This is a genomic window from Streptomyces sp. NPDC088147, from assembly GCF_044741565.1.
Lineage (GTDB): Bacteria > Actinomycetota > Actinomycetes > Streptomycetales > Streptomycetaceae > Streptomyces.
The window spans coordinates 124,404-148,432 of sequence record NZ_JBIUSY010000013.1 but is presented as its reverse complement, the minus strand read 5'-3'; the positions used below and the strand labels follow the sequence as shown (position 1 = coordinate 148,432).

The window sequence follows — 24,029 nt, the reverse complement described above, 5'->3', positions numbered from 1 at the left end:
ACACCACCCGAACCACCCACCACCACACCAGCCAACTCAACCCAATGACGACACAACCGCTCCACCGACACCGCATCAAACAAATCCGTGCTGTACTCCATCTCGCCGGAGAGGCCCCCGTCATGACCCCAGAACTCGAAGGTGAGGTCGAACCGGGCGGACTCGCGCGGCACATACACCCGTTCGGCGGGCATTCCGCCGAACTCGGTCAGCCCGCCGAAGGCGTTCTGGAGGACGACGGCCGCCTGCACCAGCGGGGTCCTGCTGGTGTCGCGCTCGGGGGCGAACTCGTCCACCAGCCGGTCGAACGGCACGTCCTGGTGGGCGTACGCCTCCAGCGCGGTGTCCCGGACGGAGGCGAGCAGGTCCCTGAACGAGCCCGACTCGTCGATCCGTGTGCGCAGGACGAGGGTGTTGACGAAGAACCCGATCAGGTTCTCGGTCTCCTCGCGGTCGCGCCCCGAGGTGACCGTGCCGACGGCGATGTCCTGACGGCCGCTGTACCGCGCCAGCAGCAACTGCGTCACCGCCGTGAGCACCATGAACAGGCTTGCGCGTTCACTGCGGCCCAGCGCGGCCAGGCCGTCGGCCAGTTCCTTGGGCACCTCGAAGGTGTGTACCGCGCCGGCCGCGCTACGGACGGCGGGACGCGGCCGGTCGGTCGGCAGGTCGAGGGCGGGAAGGTCCCGCAACTTACCCCGCCAGTAGTCGAGTTGCCTCTCCACCGACGTGTCGGCGAGCGCGTTCCGCTGCCAGAGCGCGTAGTCCGCGTACTGCACCGGGAGTTCGGGCAGGCCGGTCAGCGCGGCGGGCGTCGAGCCGAGGAGGACGGAGGCGGGCACGGCAGTGGAGACGAGCCGCGCGGCGTAGAGGGCGCCCAGGTCACGTACGAGCACCCCGACCGACCAGCCGTCCGTGACAATGTGGTGCAGCGTCGCGACCAGCACGTGTTCGGCGGGTGCGAGCCGGATCGTCAGGATGCGCAGCAGTGGGCCGGTGCGCAGGTCGAAGGGGGTGGCCTGCTCGGCCCGGAGCACCGCGTCGAGTTCGGCGACGCGCGCGTTCTCCGTGAGGGCCGAGAGATCGAGAGCGCGTACGGGTACGACGGCGCCGGGATGCACCACCTGGACCGGGCGGCCCTCCTCGGTCTCGAAGGTCGTCCGCAGGGTCTCGTGCCGCGCCACCAGATCCGTGACGGCCTCCCGCAGCGCGGATCCGTCCAGTTCGCCCGAGAGGCGCAGCGCGGCGGCGGTGTTGTACTCGACGCTTCCGGGGGTGAACTCGTGCAGGAACCAGAGGCGTTGCTGTCCGGGGGCGAGCGGCAGCGGCGCGGTCCGGTCCGCGACGGGGATGCCGACGGCGACCTGGCCGGCATCGGCGTGCGCCGTGTCCCGCCGCTCGGCGAGGCCGACGAGGCCGGCGAGGCCCGCCACCGTGGGATGGTCGAAGAGCGTGCGCCAGGGGAGCGTGACGGAGAGGGCGCCCCGCACCCGGGACACGACCTGGAGGGCGAGGATGGAGTCACCGCCGAGGTCGAAGAAGTCGTCCTCGGCGCCCACCCGTTCGACGCCCAGTACCTCGGTCCAGATGCCGCACAGCGTCCGCTCGGTCGCGGTGCGCGGGGCGACGTACTCGGTTCCGTACGCCCCGTGCGCGCCGTGTGCCCCGTACGCGGGCGCGGGCAGAGCACGGCGGTCGAGTTTTCCGTTGGCGGTCAGTGGGAGCGCGTCGAGGACGACGAAGGCGGCGGGGACCATGGAGTCGGGCAGTTCGGCGGCCACATGCGCACGCACGTCACCCAGGTCCGGTCCGTTCTCCGCGCTCACCTCTCCCTGCTGTCCGGGCTCTCCGTCGGCGCCCGGCTCGGCCACGAGATAGGCGACGAGCCGTTTGACGCCCGGCAGGTCTTCACGTGCGACGACGACCGCGGTACGTACCGCCGGGTGGCGTGCCAGCACCGCCTCGATCTCGCCGGGTTCGATGCGCAGGCCGCGTACCTTCACCTGGTCGTCGCTGCGCCCGCCGTACTCCAGCGCGCCGTCCGGCCGCCAGCGCACCACGTCCCCGGTCCGGTAGAGCCGGCCTCCCGAGGCGTACGGGTCGGCGACGAACCGCCCGGCGCTCAGCCCGGCCCGCCCGTGATAGCCACGGGCCAGGGGGCCGCCGAGGTACAGCTCGCCCCAGGCACCGACCGGTACCGCGCGCAGTGTGTCGTCCAGTACGTGGGCCCGGGTGTTGGCGATGGGCGCGCCGATCGGGTACGGGCCGGGTGCGTCGGTGGACAGCGGGGCGCTGAGGGTGGCGCATACGGTGGCCTCGGTCGGACCGTACGCGTTGATCACCCGGCGTCCGCCGGCCGACCAGCGGGCGACGACATCCTCCGGGCAGGTCTCGCCGCCGATCACCACGGTCCGCAGGTCGGGCAGTTCGGCCTCGGGTACGGTGCCGAGGACGACCGGCGGGACCATGAGATGCGTGACGCGGCGTTCGGAGAGCAGCCGCAGCAGCTCGTCCCCCATGGGCTGTCCCGGCGCCAGTACGAGGGTGGCCCCCGCGGCGAGGGTCATCATGATGTCGGCCATGGAGACGTCGAAGCTCGGCGAGACATACTGGAGCACCCGGCTGTCCGCTCGGAGCCCGAGCGCCTCGACATGGGCGACGGCGAGCCCGAGCAGACCGCCGTGCGGCACCATCACGCCCTTGGGCCGTCCGGTCGAACCGGAGGTGTAGATCATGTACGCGGCGGTGTCCGCCCCGATGGCGGATGCGGGCGCCGTCGCGTGGAGGTCGGCCGGCTCGGTGTCGAGAGGGTCCGGTTCCAGGACGGGGGGCGTCGCTCCACCGGCCCGGAGGGGGAGTGTGCCGTGCCGGGCGATCAGTACTTGTGGGGTGCTGTCCGCGAGCATGTAGTCGATGCGGTCGGCCGGGTAGCCGGGGTCGATCGGCACATACGTACCGCCTGCCTTCAGTACGGCGAGCAGCGCCACGATCAGCTCGGCCGACCGGTCGAGACAGACGCCGACGCGGGCTTCGCCGCCGACGCCGCGCGCACGCAGCTGATGGGCCAATCGCGTTGCCCGTTCGTTGAGTTGACGGTACGTCAGGGCGAAGAGGTCCCCGGTTCCCTCGTCCTCGACCGCGATGGCGTCCGGGGTGTCCCTGGCCCAGCGCTCCACCGTCCCGAGCACGGTGGTGCCGAGCAGGTCCCGCCGTACGGTGTCGTTCCAGCTCTCCGGTACGGGGCGCCCCTCCGCCACGGATACGGACTTCCAGTTCGGCGAGGACGCCGTGTTCATGAATCCCCCTCCAGTTACCGCTTGTTGCTCAGTTCTCTTGCTGCTCTTGCTACTCGGGCCGCTCATGCTGCTCGGGCCGCTGGTGCTGCTCGGGCTGCTCTTGCCGTATCGAGTCTTCGAGTTCCTGGAGGATGTGCTCCTCCACCGCGACCGCGAGACCGGCCACCGTCGGGGAGTCGTAGAAGGCGCGGACGGAGAACCCCACCCCGAACGCGGTTCTGATCCGGGAGTTGATCTGCAGGATCTGAATCGAATTGCCGCCGAGGTCGAAGAAGTCGTCCTCGACGCCGACGCGGTCCACGCCCAGCACCTCCTGCCAGATACCGGCGAGCACGTCCTCTCCCGGCGTGCGCGGTGCGAGGTACGCGGTGTCGGCCTGGGCGGCGGGATCCGGGGCGGGCAGAGCCCTCCGGTCGACCTTGCCGTTGGCGTTCAGCGGCAGGCTGGTCAGCTCCATGAACACCGACGGCACCATGTAGCCGGGCAGCAGTCCCTTGAGATGGGCGCGCAGCTCGCCCGGGGCGAAGGTGTGACCGTCCCGTACCACCGCGTAGCCGACCAGCCGCGCCGCGCCGCCGTCGTCCTGCCGCGCCGCTACCACCGCGCGGGCCACGGAGGGATGCTGTCGCAGCGCCGACTCGATCTCACCCGGCTCGATACGGAAGCCGCGGATCTTCATCTGCTCGTCGGCGCGACCGGCGAACTCGATGGCGCCGTCCGGCAGATAGCGGGCGCGGTCGCCGGTCCGGTACAGCCGCTCGGCCGGATCCGCGCCGAAAGGATCGGCGACGAACCGCTGCGCGGTGAGTTCCGGCCGGTTCAGATATCCCCGGGCCACACTGGGACCGCCCAGGTAGAGATCTCCGGTCACACCGACCGGCACGGGCCGCAGCGCGCTGTCGAGGAGATACATCAGGATGCCCGGGTTCGGCCTGCCGATCGGCACACCGGCGGTGTCGGGCAGCGCTCCTCGTACCGCCGGATAGAGCGAGGATTCGACCGTGGCCTCGGTCACCCCGTAGGTGTTGAGCACGGTGGTGCCCTCGGCGGCCTCGTCCAGGAGCCGTCGGCAGTCGTCGGTACGCCAGAGATCCGCGCCGGCCGCCAGCACGCGCAGCGGGGGAAGGCCCTCGCCGTGGCGCGCCGCCTCGTCGGCGAGCGCGGTGGCCAGCGCCGGAACAGTGTCGAGATGGGTGACGCGCGCGGTCCGCATGAGGGTGAGCAGTCGCGCGGGGTCGGCGATGGCCTCGGACGGTGCGATGACCAGGGCGCCGCCGTGGCAGAGGGCATGCACCAGGTCGGAGACGAACACGTCGAAGGACATGCTGGCCACGTTGAGCTGCCGTACGGGCCCGTCGGTCTTCCGCTCTCCGCCGGCGGTCTTCCCCCCGCCGCCTCCGGTCCTCCCCTCGCCGCCGCCTCCGGTCCTCCCCTCTCCGCCGCCGGTGAACCCGTACGCCGCGTTCCAGGACGCCGCGCCATGGCTGATGCTGCGGTGCTCGACCATCACGCCCTTGGGCCGTCCGGTGGACCCCGAGGTGTAGATGACATACGCGATGTCGCGCGGGGTGACCCCGGTCTCGGGCGTCCGGTCCGGCAGCCCGGCGATCAGGTCCCACCGCTCGTCCAGAGGAAGCAGCGGCGCGGGCCCGGCCGGGAGTCCGCCGACGAGGGACCGTTGCGTGATCACCAGCCGGGCCGCGCTGTCGGTGAGGACGTACGCCAGCCGCTCGGCGGGGTGGGCGGGATCGAGCGGAACGTACGCGCCGCCCGCCTTGAGCACGGCCAGCAGGGCCACCACCATGTCCGGGCCGCGTTCCAGACAGATGGCGGTGACCGTCTCCGGGCCCACGCCCCGCGTGACCAGGTACTGGGCGAGCCGGTTGGCACGCGAGTCGAGTTCGGCGTACGTGAGCGCGGACGTGCCGAACACCACCGCCTCCGCGTCGGGCGTGCTGCGCGCCTGCGCGGCGATGAGTTCATGCAGACAGCTGGAGTGTTCGTAGGGGATCCGGCGACCGCTCCAGCCCTCACCCGTACCTTTACCTTTACCTTCGCCGTTGCCGTTGCCGTTGCCGTTGCCACGCAACAGCCGGTCGCGCCCGTCCTCCGAGAGCAGGGGCAGTTCGGCGGGCGGCCGGTGCGTGCTGCCCGGCATGCCGCGCAGCAGCACGGCCAGGTGCTCGGCCATGTGCTCGATGCGGTCGTGGTCGAACAGCGCGGGATCGTACGCGAGCACCAGCGCCAGCTTGTCCGCGTCCACGTAGGCGGTCAGATCCAGCGGGTAGCCCGCGGTGTCGACCGCGTGCACATCGGTGACCCGCAGTCCGTGCGCGGCGGCGGCCTCCTCGTTGCCGGGGTAGTTCTCGAAGACGACGATGCTCTCGAAGAGTTCGGTGCCGCGCGGCAGTTCTGCGCAGTCGCGCACCTCCCGCAGCGCGAGATGCTCATGGCTTCTCGCCTCGGCCTGCTCGGTCTGGAGCCGGCCGAGCCAGTCGAGAAGGCTCCCGGTCTCCAGGACCCGGGTCCGTACGGGCAGTGTGTTGAGGAAGTTGCCGACGGTGGACTCCATGCCGGGGAGGTCGGCGGGGCGCCCGGACACGGTGGCGCCGAAGCACACATCGGCCTCGCCCGCGTAGCGGGACAGCAGCAGCGCCCAGGCGCCCTGCACCACCGAGTTGAGGGTGAGCCGGTGACGTCCGGCCATCTCCGTCAGCGCCCCGGCATCGTCGGTGGACAGCTCGATCCGTACCCGCTCGGCGGCGTGGGGCCGGTGGCCGGGGGCGGGACGGCGGTCGACGGGCAAGGGGGTCGGCGAGCCGAATCCCGCCAGCGCCCCGCGCCAGTACTCCCGCGCCGCCGCCGTGTCCTGCCTGCTCAGCCACTCCACGTAGTCCCGGAACGGCGGCCGGGCGGCCAGGGGCGCGGCACCGCCCGTACCCGTACCCGTACCGAGCGCACGGTACTGGGCGAAGACGTCCTCGAAGATCTGTGAGGTGCTCCAGCCGTCGAGCACCACATGGTGGAAGGTCCACACGACACGGACGGCGCCCTCCCGCACGCGTATCAGCACGAGCCGCATCAGCGGGGCGGCGGTCAGGTCGATGCCCGCCGCGTGTTCCTCGTCCATCAGCTCGCGCAGCCGCGAGGTGTGTTCGTCGACGCCGGGGGCAGCGCCGGGACCGGCCACGGGATCAGTGTCGGCGTCGGCACCGGAATCGGCGTTGGGATCGGCCTCAGCGTCGACACCGGGATCGGCCGCGCCTTCGAGGCCGGTCCAGTCCAGTTGCCGGATCGCCACGGTCGCGTGCCGCAGGACCACCTGAAGGGGCTCGGGCACGCCGTCCCACACGAGTCGCGTACGGAGCGCGGGCGTCGCGTCCACGAGCCGCTGCCAGGCGGTGGCGAGCAGCGCGGGATCATCGGCGCCCTCCAGCAGAAACGACACCTGGTCGAGATAGACACCCGGCTCGGTGAGGGTGTGCAGCAGCATGCCGCTCTGCATGGGCGTCAGCGGATAGATGTCCTCCACCGCCGAGTCCCGCACCGCGGGGCCCACCCCCACGAGCGCGTCCACGGTGGCCTGGTCGAGCCGGACGAGCGGGAAGTCCGAGGGGGTACGGCCGCCCGCGTCGGGCCGCGCGCAGTGCCGTACGAAACCGCTGATCTCCGAGGCGAAGTCCCGGGCCAGCCGCTCGATGGTCGCGGGGCGGTGCACCTCGGCCGAGTACGTCCAGGTGAAGGTCAGCCGGCCCGCGGTGACCACACCGATCACATCGATCAGATGCGCGCGTTCCTCGGCCGGATGGTGATCCTGCCCGACGTCGGGCAGGGGCGCGCGCAACGGCCCGGTCGTGTCGGGTGATCCGTCAAATCTGCCGTGGTAGTTGAAGCTGATGCGCGGCTCGGCGGCGTCGGCGAGCACACGGCCAGGGGATCCGTCGGCGGAGAGATGGCGCAGCGCGCCGTACCCGAGACCTCGGTCGGGCACCGCTCTCAACTGTTCCTTCACCGACATGAGCGCCGCTGCCCGGTCGTCGCCGTCGGGAAGCGCGAGGGCAACGGGATGGATCGAGGTGAACCAGCCGACCGTCCGGGTCAGATCGAGGTCGCCGAACAGCTCCTCGCGGCCGTGTCCTTCGACGGCGACGGCGGTGCGCTCCCGGCCGGTCCAGGTCCGCAGTGTGCGGGCGAGCGCTGCCAGTAGTACGTCATCGGTGCGTGTCCGGTACACATCGGGCACGCGGTGCAGCAGGGCCTCGGTCTCCTCCGCGTCCAGGGTGACTTCTACGGTGGCCTGCGCGGCCATCGTGTTGCCGCCGCCCGGGAGGTCGACCGGCAGCTCCGTGGCCTCCGTGTCCGTCACCGTCCGCCAGTAGCCGGCCTGGTCGTCGAAGCCGCCCGCGGCGACATGCTCGGCCAGCCGCTCCGACCACTGCTGTACGGACGCGCTCTTCTCCCCGAGGCGGACGGGGCCGCCGGCCGCGGCTTGCGCGTACGCGGTGGTCAGGTCCTCCAGCAGGATGCGCCACGACACACCGTCGACGAGCAGGTGGTGCGCGGCGATGAACAACCGTGCGGGGCGCGCCGGCCCCAGGTCCCCGACGAGCACACGGAACAGGGGCCCGCGGGACAGGTCCATCCCGGACTGTGCGGCGAGTACCTTCTCCTGCCACACGTTCTCGGCATCGTCGGCGCCGGTGAGGTCATGGACGGAGAACACCGCGTCGACGTCCACGGCAGGAGCGATACGGCCCGCCCAGCCACGCGTGTGCGCGGCGCGTTCCGCCCCGGTGGAGGGCGTGAAGGTCGACCGCAGGGCGTCGTGCTGCGCCAGCAGGGCGGCGACCGCCGACCGCAGATGAGCGGGATCGGTACCGATGGCCAGCTCGAAGCCCATCGACATGGCGAAGTGGTGCGGCGCGACGGGGTGGTGGGCGAAGAACCAGTCACGGATGGGCGTCGGCCCCACCGGTCCGCTCACCGCCCCCTGCGGCGCGAGCGAGGCGCTCCGTGGGGCGGCGGTCGTCGCCGAGGCCGCGAGGTCGGCGATGTTCTGGCGAAGGAACACATCCCGGGAGGTGAGATCCAGCCCGGCGCGACGGGCCCGGGAGACCACCTGGAGGCTGGAGATGGAATCCCCGCCGAGGGAGAAGAAGTTGTCGTGGACGCCCACCCGTTCCCTGCCGAGGACGTCGGCCCAGACCTCGCACAGTGCCCGTTCCGCATCCGTGCGGGGGGCGACGTACTCCCCTTCCATGGAGAGATCGGGGGCCGGAAGCGCCCGCTGATCGACCTTGCCGTTCGTGGTCAGGGGCAACGCGTCCAGGACGACGAACGCGGACGGCACCATGTACTCGGGCAGAAGCCCGGCAGCGTGCTCACGTACGTCAGTCACGTCCAGGTCCCCGGACGGTACGAGGTAGGCGACCAGGCGCTTCGCCCCCGGCCGGTCCTCCCGCACGACCACCGAGACCCGCCCCACCGACACGTGACGCGACAGCACGGACTCGATCTCACCAAGCTCGATACGGAACCCACGGATCTTGACCTGACCATCGCTCCGGCCCAGGAACGCCAGCCGCCCATCCGGCCCCCACCGCACCACATCACCCGTGCGATACAGCCGCTCACCGGAACCGAACGGATCCGCCACAAACCGCTCAGCCGTCAACCCCGAACGACCGTCATACCCACGCGCCAGACCCCCACCACCCAGATACAACTCACCCGGCACACCCACACCCACCAGCCGCAACGCACCATCGAGAACGTACGCCGACGTGTTGTCCATCGGCCCCCCGAGGGGCACCGCCGCACCCTCGGTATCGGTGCCAGTGACCGGCCCGCACACCGCGAACGTCGTCGACTCCGTCGGACCATACACATGCACCAACTCAACACCCGGGCAGGCTTCCAGCACCCGCCCCATCGCCACACCCGACGCCGCCTCACCCCCCGTCCACACCTCAGCCAAACCCGCGAAGCATCCCGCATCCTCCTCCGCCAGCACATCAAACAACGCCTTCGTCAGGAAGAGCCCCGACACCCCACGCGCCACCGCTTCCCGCACCACCGACACACTCAGCTCGGCCCCGGCCACATCCACCGTGCCACCGTTCAACAACGGCACCCACACCTCATACGTCGCCGCATCAAAGGAATGCGGAGAGTGGAACAACACCCGCCCATGCGCACCCGACGACCACCGGGAATCAGCAGCCAACGCCACCACATCCCCATGCGTCACCGCCACACCCTTCGGCACACCCGACGACCCCGACGTAAACATCACATACGCCAACGCACCAGCAGGAACCACAACCGGAAGCCGCACATCCCCCACCGGCTCCGCATCCACCCGTACAACCGGCACCCCACCGACCTCGTCCACCGCACGGTCCGTCACCACCACCACCGCACCACTACGCCCCAGCACCTCCCGCACCCGCTCCCCCGGATACGACCCATGCAACGGCACATACGCACCACCCGCCCTCACCACCGCAACCATCGCCACCACCACATCCACCGACCGCTCCAACAACAACCCCACCCGCGACTCCACACCCACACCACACCCCACCAGCACCCGAGCCAGCCGACCGGCCCGAGCATCCAACTCCCCATACGTCAACGACACATCGCCACACACCACGGCCACCGACCCCGGCGACTCCGCCACCCGACCCGCGAACCCCTCCACCACCGAACCACCCGACACCACACCCACCACACCACGCCCCGCACCCACCACCCACTCCCGCTCAGCCACCCCCACCATCGACACCTCACCCAACACCCCACCCGACCCCGCAACCACCAACCCACCCGCCAAACCCAGCCAATGCCCCACCATCCGCCCAACCGTCCCCGCATCGAACAGATCCGTGCTGTACGAGACCACGGCGAACAGGCCGCCTCCCGGGACCGGTTCGAACTCGATGTTCAGGTCGAACTGCGCCGTCTCCACAGGGGGAAGCGTCTCCTCGACCCGCAGTCCGGGCAGCGCGAAGGTCTCTCTGGGCGCGTTCTGGAGCGTGACCGCCGCCTGCACGAGTGGGGTACGGCTGGGATCGCGCTCGGGGTCCAGTTCCTCGACCAGCCGGCTGAACGGCACGTCCTGATGGGCGAACGCGGCGAGCGTGGTCTCCCGTACCTGTGTGAGCAGAGCGTCGAAGTCGGCGGAGGCATCGATGCGCGACCGTAGAACCAGCGTGTTGACGAAGAAGCCGACGAGCCCTTCGAGTTCGGTACGTTCCCGGCCCGAGACGGCCGTGGCGACAGCGAGGTCGTTCTGTCCGCTGTAGCGCGCAAGCAGGAGCTGAGTGACCGCCGTCAGCGCCATCGACAGGGTGGCGCCCCGCCTCCCCGCCGCCTCCGTGAGCGCGGTCGTCAGCTCCTCCGGAACGCGGAACGTATGCAGCGCCCCGCGCCCGGTCCGTACGGCGGGGCGGGGCCGGTCGGTGGGCAGTTCGAGTACGGGAAGTTCCCTGAGGTGCTCGCGCCAGTACTCCAGATGCGTGTCGAGGGCGGCGCCCGTGAGCCGCTCGCGCTGCCAGACCGCGTAGTCGGGGTACTGCACCGGCAGCGCCGGCAAGTCCGCGGCCCCACCGCGCAGTGCCGCCGCGTACAGCTCGCTCAGCTCACGCGTGATCACACCCATCGACCAGCCGTCCGTGACGATGTGATGCATCGTCAGCATCAGCAGGCAGGACGACGAGGGGGCGGGGGTCTCCTCCGGCACCAGGAGCGCGCGCAGCAGCGGACCGGTGCGCAGGTCGAAGGGGGCCGCCGCCTCGGCGCGGAGCAGGGCGTCAAGCTCGGCCGCCCCGTGCGCCTGTGCGATACGTACCGTGACGTCGAGCTCCGGGTGCACCTTCTGCACACCGCGCCCGTCGGCTGAGTCGAAGGTGGTGCGCAGCGCCTCGTGCCTGGCCACCAGCCCCGAGACGGCCGACCGCAGCGCAGGCAGATCGAGTGTGCCGGTCAGCCGGAGGGTGGTGACGACGTTGTACTCGGCGCCTCCGGGGGTGAACTCGTCCAGGAACCACAGCCGTTCCTGTGCGTACGACAGGGGAAGGGGCCGACCGTCCCGTGGGGCCGGGGTGATGCCGCTGCCGTCCGGTGCGGAGCCGGCGGCGGACAGCTGTTCCCCGGACGTCACCGCGGCAGCAAGGCGCGCGACGGTCGGATGGTCGAACAGCGCCCTCGGTGAGAGCCCGGCTCCCAGGGCGGCACGGAGACGGGAGACGACCTTGAGGGCGCTGATGGAGTCGCCGCCGAGCGCGAAGAAGTCGTCGTGCGCGCCCACCTGTTCGGTGCCGAGCACCGCGCGCCAGATCCCGGCGAGCAGCTCTTCCGCTCCGGGGCGCGGAGCCACGTACGGATCCTCGTCGCCGCTCTCGCCCCCGTTTCCGCTCCAACTCCCTTGTCCGGGAGCGGGCAAGGCCCGCCGGTCGACCTTGCCGTTCACGGTGAGGGGGAGCGCTTCCAACTCGACGAACGCGGACGGCACCATATACGCGGGGAGCGCCGCCGCCAGCTGCTCACGTACGGAGGTCATGTCCAGCGCCGAGCCGCCCGCCGGGACCAGGTAGGCCACGAGCCGCTTCATGCCCGGACGGTCCTCGCGGGCCACGACCGCCACCGCACCAACGTCCTGGCGCCCCGTCAGAAGTGCTTCGATCTCGCCGAGTTCGATACGGAAGCCGCGTATCTTCACCTGGCCGTCGTTCCGGCCGAGGAACTCCACTCGGCCGTCGGTCCTTCGGCGTACGACATCGCCGGTCCGGTACAGCCGTCCGCCCGCCGCGAACGGGCTGGCCACGAACCGCTCCGCCGTCAGCCCGGCCCGGCCGTCGTACCCGCGTGCCAGCCCCGAACCGCCCAGATACAGTTCGCCCGGCACACCGGCGCCGACCGGGCGCAGGGCACCGTCCAGTACGTAGGCCAGAGTGTCGTCCATCGGACCGCCCAGCGGAACCGGCCCGCCCGAGACGTCCCCGGCCGCGACCGGTCCGCACAGCGCGAAGGTCGTGGTCTCCGTCGGCCCGTACACATGCACCAGCTCGGTGTCCGGGCAGTGTGCGCGCATCCGCGTCATCGCGGGCGCCGATGCCGCCTCGCCGCCGGTCCACACTTCGCGCAGTCCCGCAAAGCATCCGGGGTCCTCGTCCGCGAGCGCCCCGAAGAGCGCGGTCGTGACGAACACCGCCGTGACACCACGCTCCGCGGCGCGCCGTACGGCCGGGGCGGTCAGCTCTTCGTCGGCGACGACGACACATCCGCCGTTCAGCAGGGGCCCCCACACCTCGTACGTCGCCGCGTCGAAGGAGTGCGGGGAGTGGAAGAGCACCTGCCGGTGTGCCGCCGAGTCGAATCGCCGGTCGGCCGCGAGGGCGGCCACACCGCCGTGGGTGACGACCACGCCCTTCGGTGTCCCGGTCGACCCGGACGTGAACATCACATACGCCGGCGCCTCCGGCGAGACATCGGCAGACGCGCATACGGACTCGGGCTCGGACTCGGGCGCGGGCGCGGGCGCGGACACTGGCACGGACACAGGCGCGGGAGGAGCTTCGGCACCCACCCCCGCATCGTTCATATCGAGCACGGCCACGCCCTCCGGTGCCCGCACCGACCCGTCGGTCAGCAGCAGTTCCGCACCGCTGCGCTCCAGCACGTCCCGCATCCGCCGGGCCGGGTGCGCCGCGTGCAGCGGTACGTACGCGGCGCCCGCCTTCAGCACCGCGAGCATCGCCACCACGACCTCGGGCGACCGTGCCAGCAGCAGCCCGACCCGCGAGCCCGCGCCCACGCCGCGCTCCAGGAGCGCGTGAGCGAGCCGGTCCGCCCGCCGGTCCAGCTGACGGTAACTCAGCGTCGCGTCACGGAACTTCACCGCGGGGGCGTCCGGCGACGCGGCCACCCGCGCGCGGAACACATCCGTCACCGACGCGGGACGCCCGGTCGACGGCACCGGTGCGGCATCCGCAGCAGTGGCGGGAGCGCCGCTCCACTCCCCGAGCACCCGGGCGCGCTCGTCCTCGCCGAGCAGTGTCAGTGTGCCGACGGCACGTTCCCCGTCCTCGGCCAGCTCGTCGAGCGCCCGCGCACAGCGCGCCGCCAGTCGCCGTACCGTGTCGGCGTCGAACAGCTCCGGGTCGTACCCGAAGGTGAGGACGAATCCCTCCCCCGTCTCCTCCGCCGTCTCCTGCGCCGTCTCCTGCGCCGTTCCCTCGCCGGCGCGAGCGGTGAGTGTCAGCGGATAGTTCGTCGACTCGACCGCGTCGAGACCGGACAGGACGATGCCGTGGCGTGCGGCGGCGTCCGTGTCCACGGGGTAGTTCTCGACGACGACCAGGCTGTCGAAGAGCGCGGCGCCGGAGGGCACATCGGTGGTGATCTCGTGGAGCGCGACGTACTCGTACTGCCGCGCCTCCGCCTGCTCGTCACCGATCCGCCGCAGCCAGCGCGTCACCGGCTCGGCGGGCGTGGCGGCGATCCGTACGGGCAGGGTGTTGATGAACAGCCCCACCGTGCTCTCGGCGCCCGGCTGGTCGGCCGGGCGTCCTGACACCGTCGTACCGAACACGACATCGAACGACCCGGCGTACTGCGAGAGCGTGAGCGCCCAGGCGCCGTGCACCATCGTGCCGACGGTCACCCTGCTGCGGCGCGCGAAGTCCACCACGGCGCGCGCGGTCGCCGCGGGCAGGCGCAGGGTCACCCGGTCCGTCGAGCGGGCGCGGTGCGCGCTGTCCGGCGTGCGGTCGAAGGGCAGCGCGGACGGCTCCTCGAAGCCGGCGAGCCGGCTCCGCCAGAACGCGCGCCCCTCCTCCTGGTCCCGTCCGGCCAGCCACCTGAGGTGTTCCCGGAACGCCCCGCGCACGGGCCGGACCGCGCGGTCCACCGGTCGGTCCACCGAGCCGTTCAGCGGTCGGTCCACCGAGCCGTCCACCGCGCGGTCCACCGAGCCGTCGACCGGGCCGGGAGCACCCCCCTCCGAGACGAGCGCCGCGTACTCCACCGCGACGTCCGACAGCACCGCGGCGCTGCTCCATCCGTCCAGCAGGATGTGGTGGAACGACCAGAGCACCTGTACCCGCTCCCCCGGCAGCCGGGCCAGGGTGACACGGGTGAGCGGGGCACTGCCCGGATCCAGTCCTGCGGCGGCGCGGTCCTCGGCGACGAGCGCGGCCCACAGTGCGGAGCGCTCGGCCTCCGAGCGGCCGGTCCAGTCGACGCGGGCGACGGGCATCTCGGCACGTCGGTGCACGATCTGGACCGGCTCGGACAGCCCTTCCCAGGCGATCGACACCCGCAGCGCGTCCGAGGCGTCGACCACACGCTGCCAGGCACGCGCCAGGGCGTCCAGGTCCGCGACTCCGTCCATGACGAACGTGAACTGTTCGAGATACGCGGCCGAGCCGGGCGAGTTCAGCGAGTGGAACAACATCCCCGCCTGAAGGGGCGTCAGCGGATAGACGTCCTCGATGTCCCGGCCGTCGCCGGCGATCCGATCGATCTCGGCCCGGGTGAGCCGTACGAGTGGGAAGTCCGACGGGGAGCAGCCACCCGAATCCGGCTCCGCGCAGTGGGCGATGAGCGACCGCAGCTCGGCGGTGAACCGCTCGGCGAGGCTCCGCACCGTCTCCCGGTCGTGCAGATTCGCCGAGTACGACCAGGTGAAGGCCAGCACGCCGTCCTGGACCGCGCCCACCACCTCCAGCACATGGCTCCGCTGCTCGGCGGTGTGGTGCTCGCCGCCCGGGTTCAGGACGAGCGAGCGGTACCAGCCGTCGCCGGTGTCGTCCGCTCCGCCGAAGTGCCCGAGGTAGTTGAAGGCCAGCTCGGGAACGGGGGCGGTGCTGAGACCGGCTCCCCCGCCCGTGCTCATCTCACCTTCCGGCCACCGGAGATGGCGCAGCGCGCCGTAGCCGACGCCCTGGTCCGGTACCGCCCTGAGCCGCTCCTTGACCGCCCGGATGGTGCCGCGCCAGTCCGCTCCCTCGTCCCCCGGCACGTCCAGGACGACCGGGTGGATGGAGGTGAACCAGCCGACGGTACGGGTCAGATCGGTGTCGTCGAAGATCTCCTCGCGGCCGTGTGCCTCGATGTCGACGGCCCATCGCGCGCCACCGGCCCACGGTCCCGCGGCGCGTACCAGCGCAGAGAGCAGTACGTCGTTGGGCCGCGTCCGGTACACCGCCGGGACGCGCTGCAACAGCTCCCGGGTCTCCTCGGCGGACAGCCGCACGGACACCGAACGCTCGGACTTCACCGTGTTGTCGCCACCGGGACGGTCCACGGGCAGTTGGGTGGTGGCGCGGGCCGTCGTCTCCAGCCAGTACGGCAGTTGAGCGTCGAAGCCACCCGCGGCGGTGTGCTCGGCCAGCCGCGCGGCCCACTGCCGTACGGAGGTGCCCTTGGGCCCCAGATCGGGCTCTCGGCCGGTCACGATCCGCTCGTAGGCGGACTCCAGGTCCTCCAGCAGGATGCGCCAGGACACGCCGTCGACCACCAGATGGTGCGCGGCGAGAACGACCCGGACCGGCGCCTCCGGATCCGTCACTCCCACGAGGACGCGGACCAACGGCCCACGTTCCAGGTCGAGTCCGGCATGGGCCGCCGCGACGAGCGCGGGCCACTCCTCAGGGCCGCACGCATGGACGGCGAAGACCGCGTCGAGGTCGACGGCAGGCATGATGTGCCCGGTCCAGGCTCCTTCGGCGGTCCGGGTGAACGTGCTGCGCAACGCGTCGTGCTGGGCGAGCAGCGCGGCGACGGCCGCCCGCAGAGCATCGAGGTCCGTGGCGGGAGACAGGGTGAAGCCGGCTCCCATGTTGAAGTGCTCCGGAGACACCGGGTGCGTGTCGAAGAACCACTCCCGTACGGGAGTTGTCCCCACGGCTCCGGTGACGAGGCCGCTCTCCGTGAGCAGGGCGGGACCCGTGTCGACCTGGCCGGCCTTGGTGGCGAGGGTGGAAATGGTGGGGTGGAGGAAGACATCGCGGGAGGACAGGGCCAGTCCGGCACGGCGGGCGCGCGAGACGACCTGGAGACTGATGATCGAGTCGCCGCCGAGGTCGAAGAAGTTGTCCTCGATCCCCACCCGCTCCAGCCCGAGCACCTCCGCCCACACCCCGCACAAGAGCCGCTCGGACTCGGTACGGGGCGCCACGTAAGCCGCGTCGGCCGAGGCGAACTCGGGCGCGGGCAGAGCGCGGCGGTCAAGCTTGCCATTGGCATTCAAGGGCAGCGCGTCCAGGACAACGAAGGCCGCCGGAACCATGTACTCCGGCAGAGCCGACGCCACATGCTCACGCACGACCGCCACGTCGAGGGGCGAATCCCCCACGCCGACCAGGTAGGCGGCCAGGCGCTTCACACCCGGACGGTCCTCCCGCGCCACCACCACGGACTGGGCCACGGACGGATGGGAGGACAAGACGCTCTCGATCTCACCCAGCTCGATACGGAACCCGCGCATCTTGACCTGATCGTCGCCACGACCCGCGTACTCCAGAGTCCCGTCCGCACGCCACCGCACCACATCCCCGGTCCTGTACAACCGGCCACCGGACCGGAACGGATCCGCCACGAACCGCTCCGACGTCAACCCCGAACGCCCGTGGTAGCCACGCGCGAGGCCGCCGCCGAGATAGAGCTCACCCCACACACCCACCGGCGCCGGAGACAAACCGCCATCCAGTACGTACGTGGCCTTACCCGCCACCGGGCGCCCGATCGGCACCATCGGCCCCTCAGGCACTCGGTCAGCATCCGAGAACCAGCCCGTCGCGTACACCGTCGCCTCGGTCGGACCGTAGATGTTGGCCACGACCGCACCCGGCATCGCCCGCCGCGTCTGCTCCAGCAGACCAGCCGGAAACGCCTCACCCGCCAACACCACCATCTCCGCCGAAACAGCGGACTCCTGACCCAGCACCCCCGCAAACGCCGACGGCACCGCGGAAATGAGGGAACCACTCCACGCGTCGCGCTCCGTCAACGCCAGAACATCCCGGACCACCTCCACCGTCCCGCCAGCAGCCAACGTCCCGAACAGCTCAAACACCGACACATCGAAGTTCAGCGACGTCGAGAACAGAGTCCGCCTGAAACGATCCTCACCCAGATCCACCGCCCACCGCACCAGACCCGCCATCGCCGCATGCGGAACAACGACACCCTTCGGCCGACCCGTCGAACCCGACGTATAAATCACATACGCCGCCGACGACAACGGCACAGAGCCGGACGCCGACAGAGCCTCCCGCGCGTCCGCGCCCGCGCCCGCATCCGCGCCCGCCGACAGCGGCCCGGCCAACATCGCCTCGTCCACCACCACCCGGACGCCGCTGTCCGCCTTCATGAACTCCAGCCGGTCCGCCGGATACTCCGGATCCAGCGGCACGTACGCACCACCGGCCCGCAGCACCGCGAGCGCCGCCACCACCAGGTCCACCGACCTCGGCAGCGACACGCCCACGCGCGACTCCACACCCACGCCCAACGCCACCAAGTGCCCCGCCAGACGATCCACCCGGGCACCCAATTCGCCATATGACAGCGAGACACCACGATCCCCGAGCACCGCGACCGCCCCGGGAGCCGCGGCGATACGGTCCTGGATCAGCTCCACAACCGACCGCTCGCCGACCCCGACTCCCGGGCCGGCCCACCCCATCAGCAACCGCTCCAGCTCAGCCCCACCCAACATCCCCACCCGCACCACAGGCACCGACGGCTCAGCCACCACCCGCTCCGCCAACACCAGCCAATGACCGCACAACCGCTCAACCGTCTCCGCGTCGAACAGATCCGTGTTGAATTCCAGTTCCGCGGTGAGGCCGCTCGGGGATTCCCAGAACTCCAGCGTGAGGTCGAAACGTGACGACTCCCGCGGCACGGGCTCACGCCGCGCGGCCAGGCCCGCGAAGTCGCCTTCCATGTCCACCGAGTTCTGGAGGACGATCAGCGCCTGCACCAGCGGGGTCCGGCTCGGATCGCGTTCCGGTGCGAGCGCGTCCACCACCCGGTCGAAGGGCACCTCCTGGTGCGCGAAGGCGTCAAGAGCCGTCGTACGAACGTGGTCAAGGAGGTCATCGAAGGAGTGCCGGTCCTGATCGATGCGCGCCCGCAGGACGAGGGTGTTGACGAAGAACCCGACCAGGCCCTCCAACTCCGCACGCTCACGCCCCGAGACGACCGTGCCCACCGCCACATCCCGCTGACCGCTGTACCGCGACAACAGCAACTGCGTCACCGCCGTCAGCACCATGAACAGACTCGCCCCACGCCGCTGGCCCGAACGCGTGAGGCGCCGGGCCAACTCCCCCGGCACCTGGAAGGTGTGGAGTGCTCCGGCCGAGGTGCGCACCGCCGGGCGCGGCCGGTCCGTCGGCAGCTCCAGGGGCTGTAGACCGTCCAACTGTGCGCGCCAGTAGTCGAGTTGCCGTGCGTGCGCGTCACCGGTGAGCCGTTCACGCTGCCATACGGCGAAGTCGGGATACTGCACCGGCAGCTCGGGCAGGTCCGCGTCCTCACCCCGTACGGCAGCGGCGTAGAGGGCCGCCAGCTCGCGCGTGATGACGCCCATCGACCAGCCGTCGGTGACGATGTGGTGCATCGACAGGACGAGGACGTGTTCCCGCGCCCCGAGGCGTACCGCCAGCACACGGAACAGGGGCCCGGTCGCGAGGTCGAACGGCGTCGACTGCTCGGTCCTCAGCGCCTTGTCCAGTGCGTGCGGGCGGTCGGCGTCGTTCTTCGCACCGAGGTCGACGACACGCAAGGGCACGGCCACCGTGGATTCCACGGTCTGCACTCGACCGCCGAACGTCGTACGCAGCGCCTCATGCCGCGCGGTCAGGCCGTCGAGCGCGGTCCGCAGCGCGCCCAAGTCCAAGTGGCCGGCGAGACGCAGCGCCAGCCCGGTGTTGTACTCGACGCCTCCGGGCGCGAAGTCGTCAAGGAACCAAAGACGTTCCTGGCCGTAGGAGAGCGGAAGCTCACGGTCGCGGGACGCGGGCGCGATCGCGGTGGCCCGGGACGAAGCGTGAGCGCGCTCCGGTGTCTGTGCCCGTGCGACGGCCTCAGCCATCGCGGAGACGGTGGGGTGATCGAATACCGTCCTCGTCGACAGCTCGCACCCGACCGCCTTCTGGACACGAAGCATCACCTTCAGGCCGGTGATGGAGTCCCCGCCGAGGGAGAAGAAATCGTCCTGCACGCCGACGCGGTCGACCCCGAGAACCTCGGCCCAGATCCGGCACAGCAGCTGTTCCTTGTCGGAACGGGGCGCCACGTACTCCGCGCCCCCCTCTGCGTCGGGCGCGGGAAGTGCTCGTCGGTCGACCTTTCCGTTCACCGTCAGCGGCAGCTCGTCCAGGACGACGAACGCGGACGGCACCATGTACTCGGGCAGAACCCCGGCAGCGTGCTCACGTACGAGCGAAACATCCAGCTCACCCGACGGTACGAGGTAGGCGACCAGGCTCTTGACCCCCGGCCGGTCCTCCCGCACGACCACCGAAACCCGCCCCACCGACGCATGACGCGACAGCACGGACTCGATCTCACCAAGCTCGATACGGAAGCCCCGCACCTTCACCTGACCATCGTCCCGGCCCAGGAACTCCAGCCGGCCGTCCGACCGCCACCGCACCACATCACCCGTGCGATACAGCCGCTCACCGGAACCGAACGGATCCGCCACAAACCGCTCAGCCGTCAGTCCCGCACGACCGTCATACCCACGCGCCAGACCCCCACCACCGAGATACAACTCACCGGAATCCCCCACGCCGACCGGCCGCAACCCACCGTCAAGCACATACGCCGACGTGTTGTCCATCGGCCCCCCGAGAGGCACCGCCGCACCTTCGGTATCGGTGCCAGTGACCGGTCCGCAGACAGCGAACGTCGTCGACTCCGTCGGACCATACACATGCACCAACTCAACACCCGGGCAGGCTTCCAGCACCCGTCCCATCGCCATACCCGACGCCGCCTCACCACCCGTCCACACCTCACCCAAACCCGCGAAACAGCCCGCATCCTCCTCCGCCAGCACATCAAACAACGCCTTCGTCAGGAAGAGCCCCGACACCCCACGCGCCACCGCATCCCGCACCACCGACACACTCAACCCAGCCCCCGCCACATCCACCGTCCCACCATTCAACAACGGCACCCACACCTCATACGTCGCCGCATCGAAGGAATGCGGAGAGTGAAACAGGACCCTGTCATGCGCACCCGACGACCACCGCGAATCAGCGGCCAACGCCACAATGTCCCCATGCGTCACCGCCACCCCCTTCGGCACACCCGACGACCCCGACGTAAACATCACATACGCCAACGCACCAGCAGGAACCACAGCCGGAAGCCGCACATCCGCGAACGGCTCCGCATCCACCCGTACAACCGGCACCCCGCCGACCTCGTCCACCGCACGGTCCGTCACCACCACCAGCGCACCGCTGCGCCCCAGCACCTCCCGCACCCGCTCCCCCGGATACGACCCGTGCAACGGCACATACGCACCACCCGCCCTCACCACCGCCAGCATCGCCACCACCACATCCACCGACCGCTCCAACAACAACCCCACCCGCGACTCCACACCCACACCACACCCCACCAACACCCGAGCCAACCGACCAGCCCGAACATCCAACTCCCCATACGTCAACGACACACCACCACACACCACAGCCACCGAACCCGGCGACTCCGCCACCCTGTCCCCGAACACACTCACGATCGATACGTGCTGGACTGACGGCATCGACTGCCCACCCTCGAACATCGTTGTTTTCCCCGTATATCTCGTGAATGTGTCGCCGTGGGCGCCTGGCGCCGGCTCTCAGCCCTGGCGTCGCAGGGCCCGGCCGCCGTACTGGAGGCCGGCGACCGGTCCGCCCGCCCGCTCCCTGACGAACCGTCCGATGATCGGCAGGGCGTCGTGGACGCGGTCCCGGGCGACGAAGAGGTCGTCCTCGTGGATGGTGAGCAGGTAGTCCGAGTAGTCCTCGCGGGTGAGGAAGAGTTCGCCCGCGCCGTCGGCGACAACCATCAGCAGCAGGTCACCGTTCGTGTAGCTGCCGAGATAGTCGGCGAGGTCGCCGACCTGCGGCGCCTCGGGGTGCGGCAGGCTGTAGTGCCCGAGGTCGAGCCCGTTCGCGCGCAGCTCCCCCACCAGGTCCTCCCACAGCTTGGGCCCCGCCGTGGAGTTGGTGGTCACGGCGAGTGCCGTACTGCTGCCGGGATGGATCCGGAGGTTGCAGGTGGCGCCGCCCACCGCTCCGTCGTGGCCGAACCACGCGTCGTCCCCGTTCCTGTGGCACATCAGGCCCAGGCCCCAGGCGTCCGCGAGGCCGAACGGTTCGGCGTCCGGCACACTCTCCCGCATCTGGAGGATCGCGTCCTCCGGCAGCAGTTGGCGGTGGGCGAAGGTGCCACGGTCGTCGAGGTGCAGCCGGGCGGTGGTGACCAGGTCCCGGGCGCTCCCGGCGAGGCCGCCGGCCGCCGCCAGGGAGAGCGCCGTCATATGGTCGACCGGCTCGGCTTCGTCGCTGCCCGCGCGTATCGCGTGCCCCTCGGCCCTGGTTCTGACCGGCTGGTCCGCCCCGGGCCTGGGGTCGTGCAGGAACGCGGGCTCGATGCCCAGCGGGCGCAGCAGACAACTGTCCATCGCCGTCCACCAGTCCATTCCGGACACGGCTTCGATGACGGAGCCGAGCAGGCAGTACCCGGTGTTGGAGTACGAGAACGCGAGGCCGGGCGGGAAGAGGTTCGGCTCTTCCCCGCAGACGGTCGCGAAGCGCCGGTACGAGGGGCCGCGCATGTCGGCGTACTCGATGCTGTCCGCCAGACCGGCGGTGTGGCTGAGGAGTTGACGGACCGTGCCGGTTCCGATGAGCGGATTGGTCGCGTTCTTCAGCTCGGGCACGAGTCCGGAGAGCGGTTCGTCGAGGTCGAGGTCGCCGTCGGAGACGAACTGCATGGTGAGACCGGCTGTGAAGAACTTCGTCACGGAGCCGAAGGGGAAGGCGGTGTCGGCTGTCACCGGGTTCTTCGTCCGGACGGATTCGACTCCGACCGTGTGCTCCGTCAGGGCGCCGTCGCGGTAGAGGGCCAACTGCGCGCCCGTAACACGATGTTCGCGCGCGAGCTCGTCGAATATCTCCGCGACGCGGCCCGGTGATCCGCTCGTACCCACTGAAGGCTTCCCCCCGCTGTCCGGTGTCTCATTGTCCCCAGGCTCTCCCTCCGGCCCCGCTTCCGCAATCATCTTCGACGGCAGTGGAAACCCCCTGGTCAGAGGGTTTTTACTCCTTCAGTGCCAGCCGAAAGGGCCGCCCCGGGCACTCCGGGACGGCCCTCCTCGCCACGTACGTTTCCGAGCTGTCCGAGCCATGCCGACCCTTCCGGGTCCCCCGGCCCTTCCAGGTCCCTCAACTCTCCCGGCTCTCCCGGCACTTCCAGCTCTTACGGCTCTCCCCGCTATCGCACGGTGACGGACACGACCGTCGCTCCCGCCGCGATCGCGAGCACCGCCGCGGAGATGATCAGGAACCGCGGATTGCCGACGTTGACGGTCCAGCCGATGCCCACGCGCCGGGGCACGAGGACGGCGGGATCATCGGCGTTGACGTAGACGGTGCCGGCTCCGTACCAGTGGCGGTCGTCGTCGCGCGGCACCAGCCCGGTTCCCTCGTCCGAGCCGCCGGAGCCGCCGGAGCCGCCCGTACCGCCCGAGCCGTCCCCGCTCTCCAGCGCCAGTCGGCTGCCTCCTGGGCCCATGCGCACGAGCGGAACGGACACGGCGAGGGCCGCGAGCGTCGGTACGCCGATGACCAGCGTCAGCACGGCGCCGGAGCGGCTGTCGCTCCACATCATCCCGGACAGCCCGAGCAGCATGAGGTTGAGCAGGGCGGCGACGCCCAGCAGGCTGCGTGCCGTCAGGCTGAGGTAGCGGCGGTGCCGGACGGCGCTGCTCCGGGGCCGTGAGACATCCAGGTCCGCGCGGGCGCGCAGTACGGCGGCGACTGTCCCGATGACCGCGGCGGTCAGCAGGATCTGGGCGAAGACGAGGCTGTACGCGGTCCAGAAGGTGGTCGTGATCTCGCGGTACACGGTTCCGCTCGAGGAGCGTTCCGGGAGTGCCAGCATCTCGGGCAGCCGCGGGTAGACGATCGCACCAGCGACGGCGGTCACGACGATCACCACGAACGAGGGAATCGTCCAGGCCCAGGGGAGCCGTACGGGGTCGGTGCGCAGGGAGGTGTCCATGACCACGCCCTGCCGTACGTTCTCGTACCAGTTGCCGCGCTCCTTCGCGCGGGCGAGGGCGCGGTGCGCGCTCAGCCACAGCGTGGCGGCGATGGCGCAGAGAACGACCGCCGCCACGCCGCCGACCGCGACGCTGTCCAGTACGGCGCCGATGGCGAGGGCGGCCACGGTGACGATGAGGGTGGCCGGCAGTAACAGGGCGCGGTAGCGGCGGCGTTGTTCGCTCACTTCGGGGGCGTCCGCCTTGTCGGGCGGGACCCGTACGCCGAAGGGAACCGCGTGGGGGTTGAGCAGCGGGCTCGGCGCGGCGTAGAGGGCGGCCCCCAGAGCCAGCAGGATCCCGGAATTGACGAGCAGGCTGACAAGCACGGTGTTCACCTAATCCAATTTCTCGCATCGGCCGCCTGTCTTGCAAGCGCCTTT

At 70.7% G+C, this 24,029-nt stretch carries 4 protein-coding genes; all 4 read right to left on the bottom strand.

The genetic code is table 11. The features are described from left to right. Positions 1–3,296: amino acid adenylation domain-containing protein (locus ACIOGX_RS35725; RefSeq protein ID WP_360419903.1), on the bottom strand; the 3,296-nt coding region annotated here is incomplete at its 3' end. Between the two features lie 49 nt (positions 3,297–3,345). Further along, a complete protein-coding gene (locus ACIOGX_RS35720; RefSeq protein ID WP_401918892.1) occupies positions 3,346–21,075 on the bottom strand; it encodes a non-ribosomal peptide synthase/polyketide synthase in 17,730 nt (5,909 codons plus the stop codon). Positions 21,076–21,177: 102 nt separating this feature from the next. Then, positions 21,178–22,533: a serine hydrolase domain-containing protein gene (locus ACIOGX_RS35715; RefSeq protein ID WP_356518597.1), complete on the bottom strand. Its 1,356-nt coding sequence runs from the start codon at positions 22,531–22,533 to the stop codon at positions 21,178–21,180. Between the two features lie 284 nt (positions 22,534–22,817). Then, positions 22,818–23,984 carry a DUF1648 domain-containing protein gene (locus tag ACIOGX_RS35710; protein WP_401918885.1) on the bottom strand — a complete coding sequence of 389 codons (1,167 nt, stop codon included), beginning with the start codon at positions 23,982–23,984 and terminating at the stop codon, positions 22,818–22,820. Between the last annotated feature and the right edge of the window lie 45 nt (positions 23,985–24,029).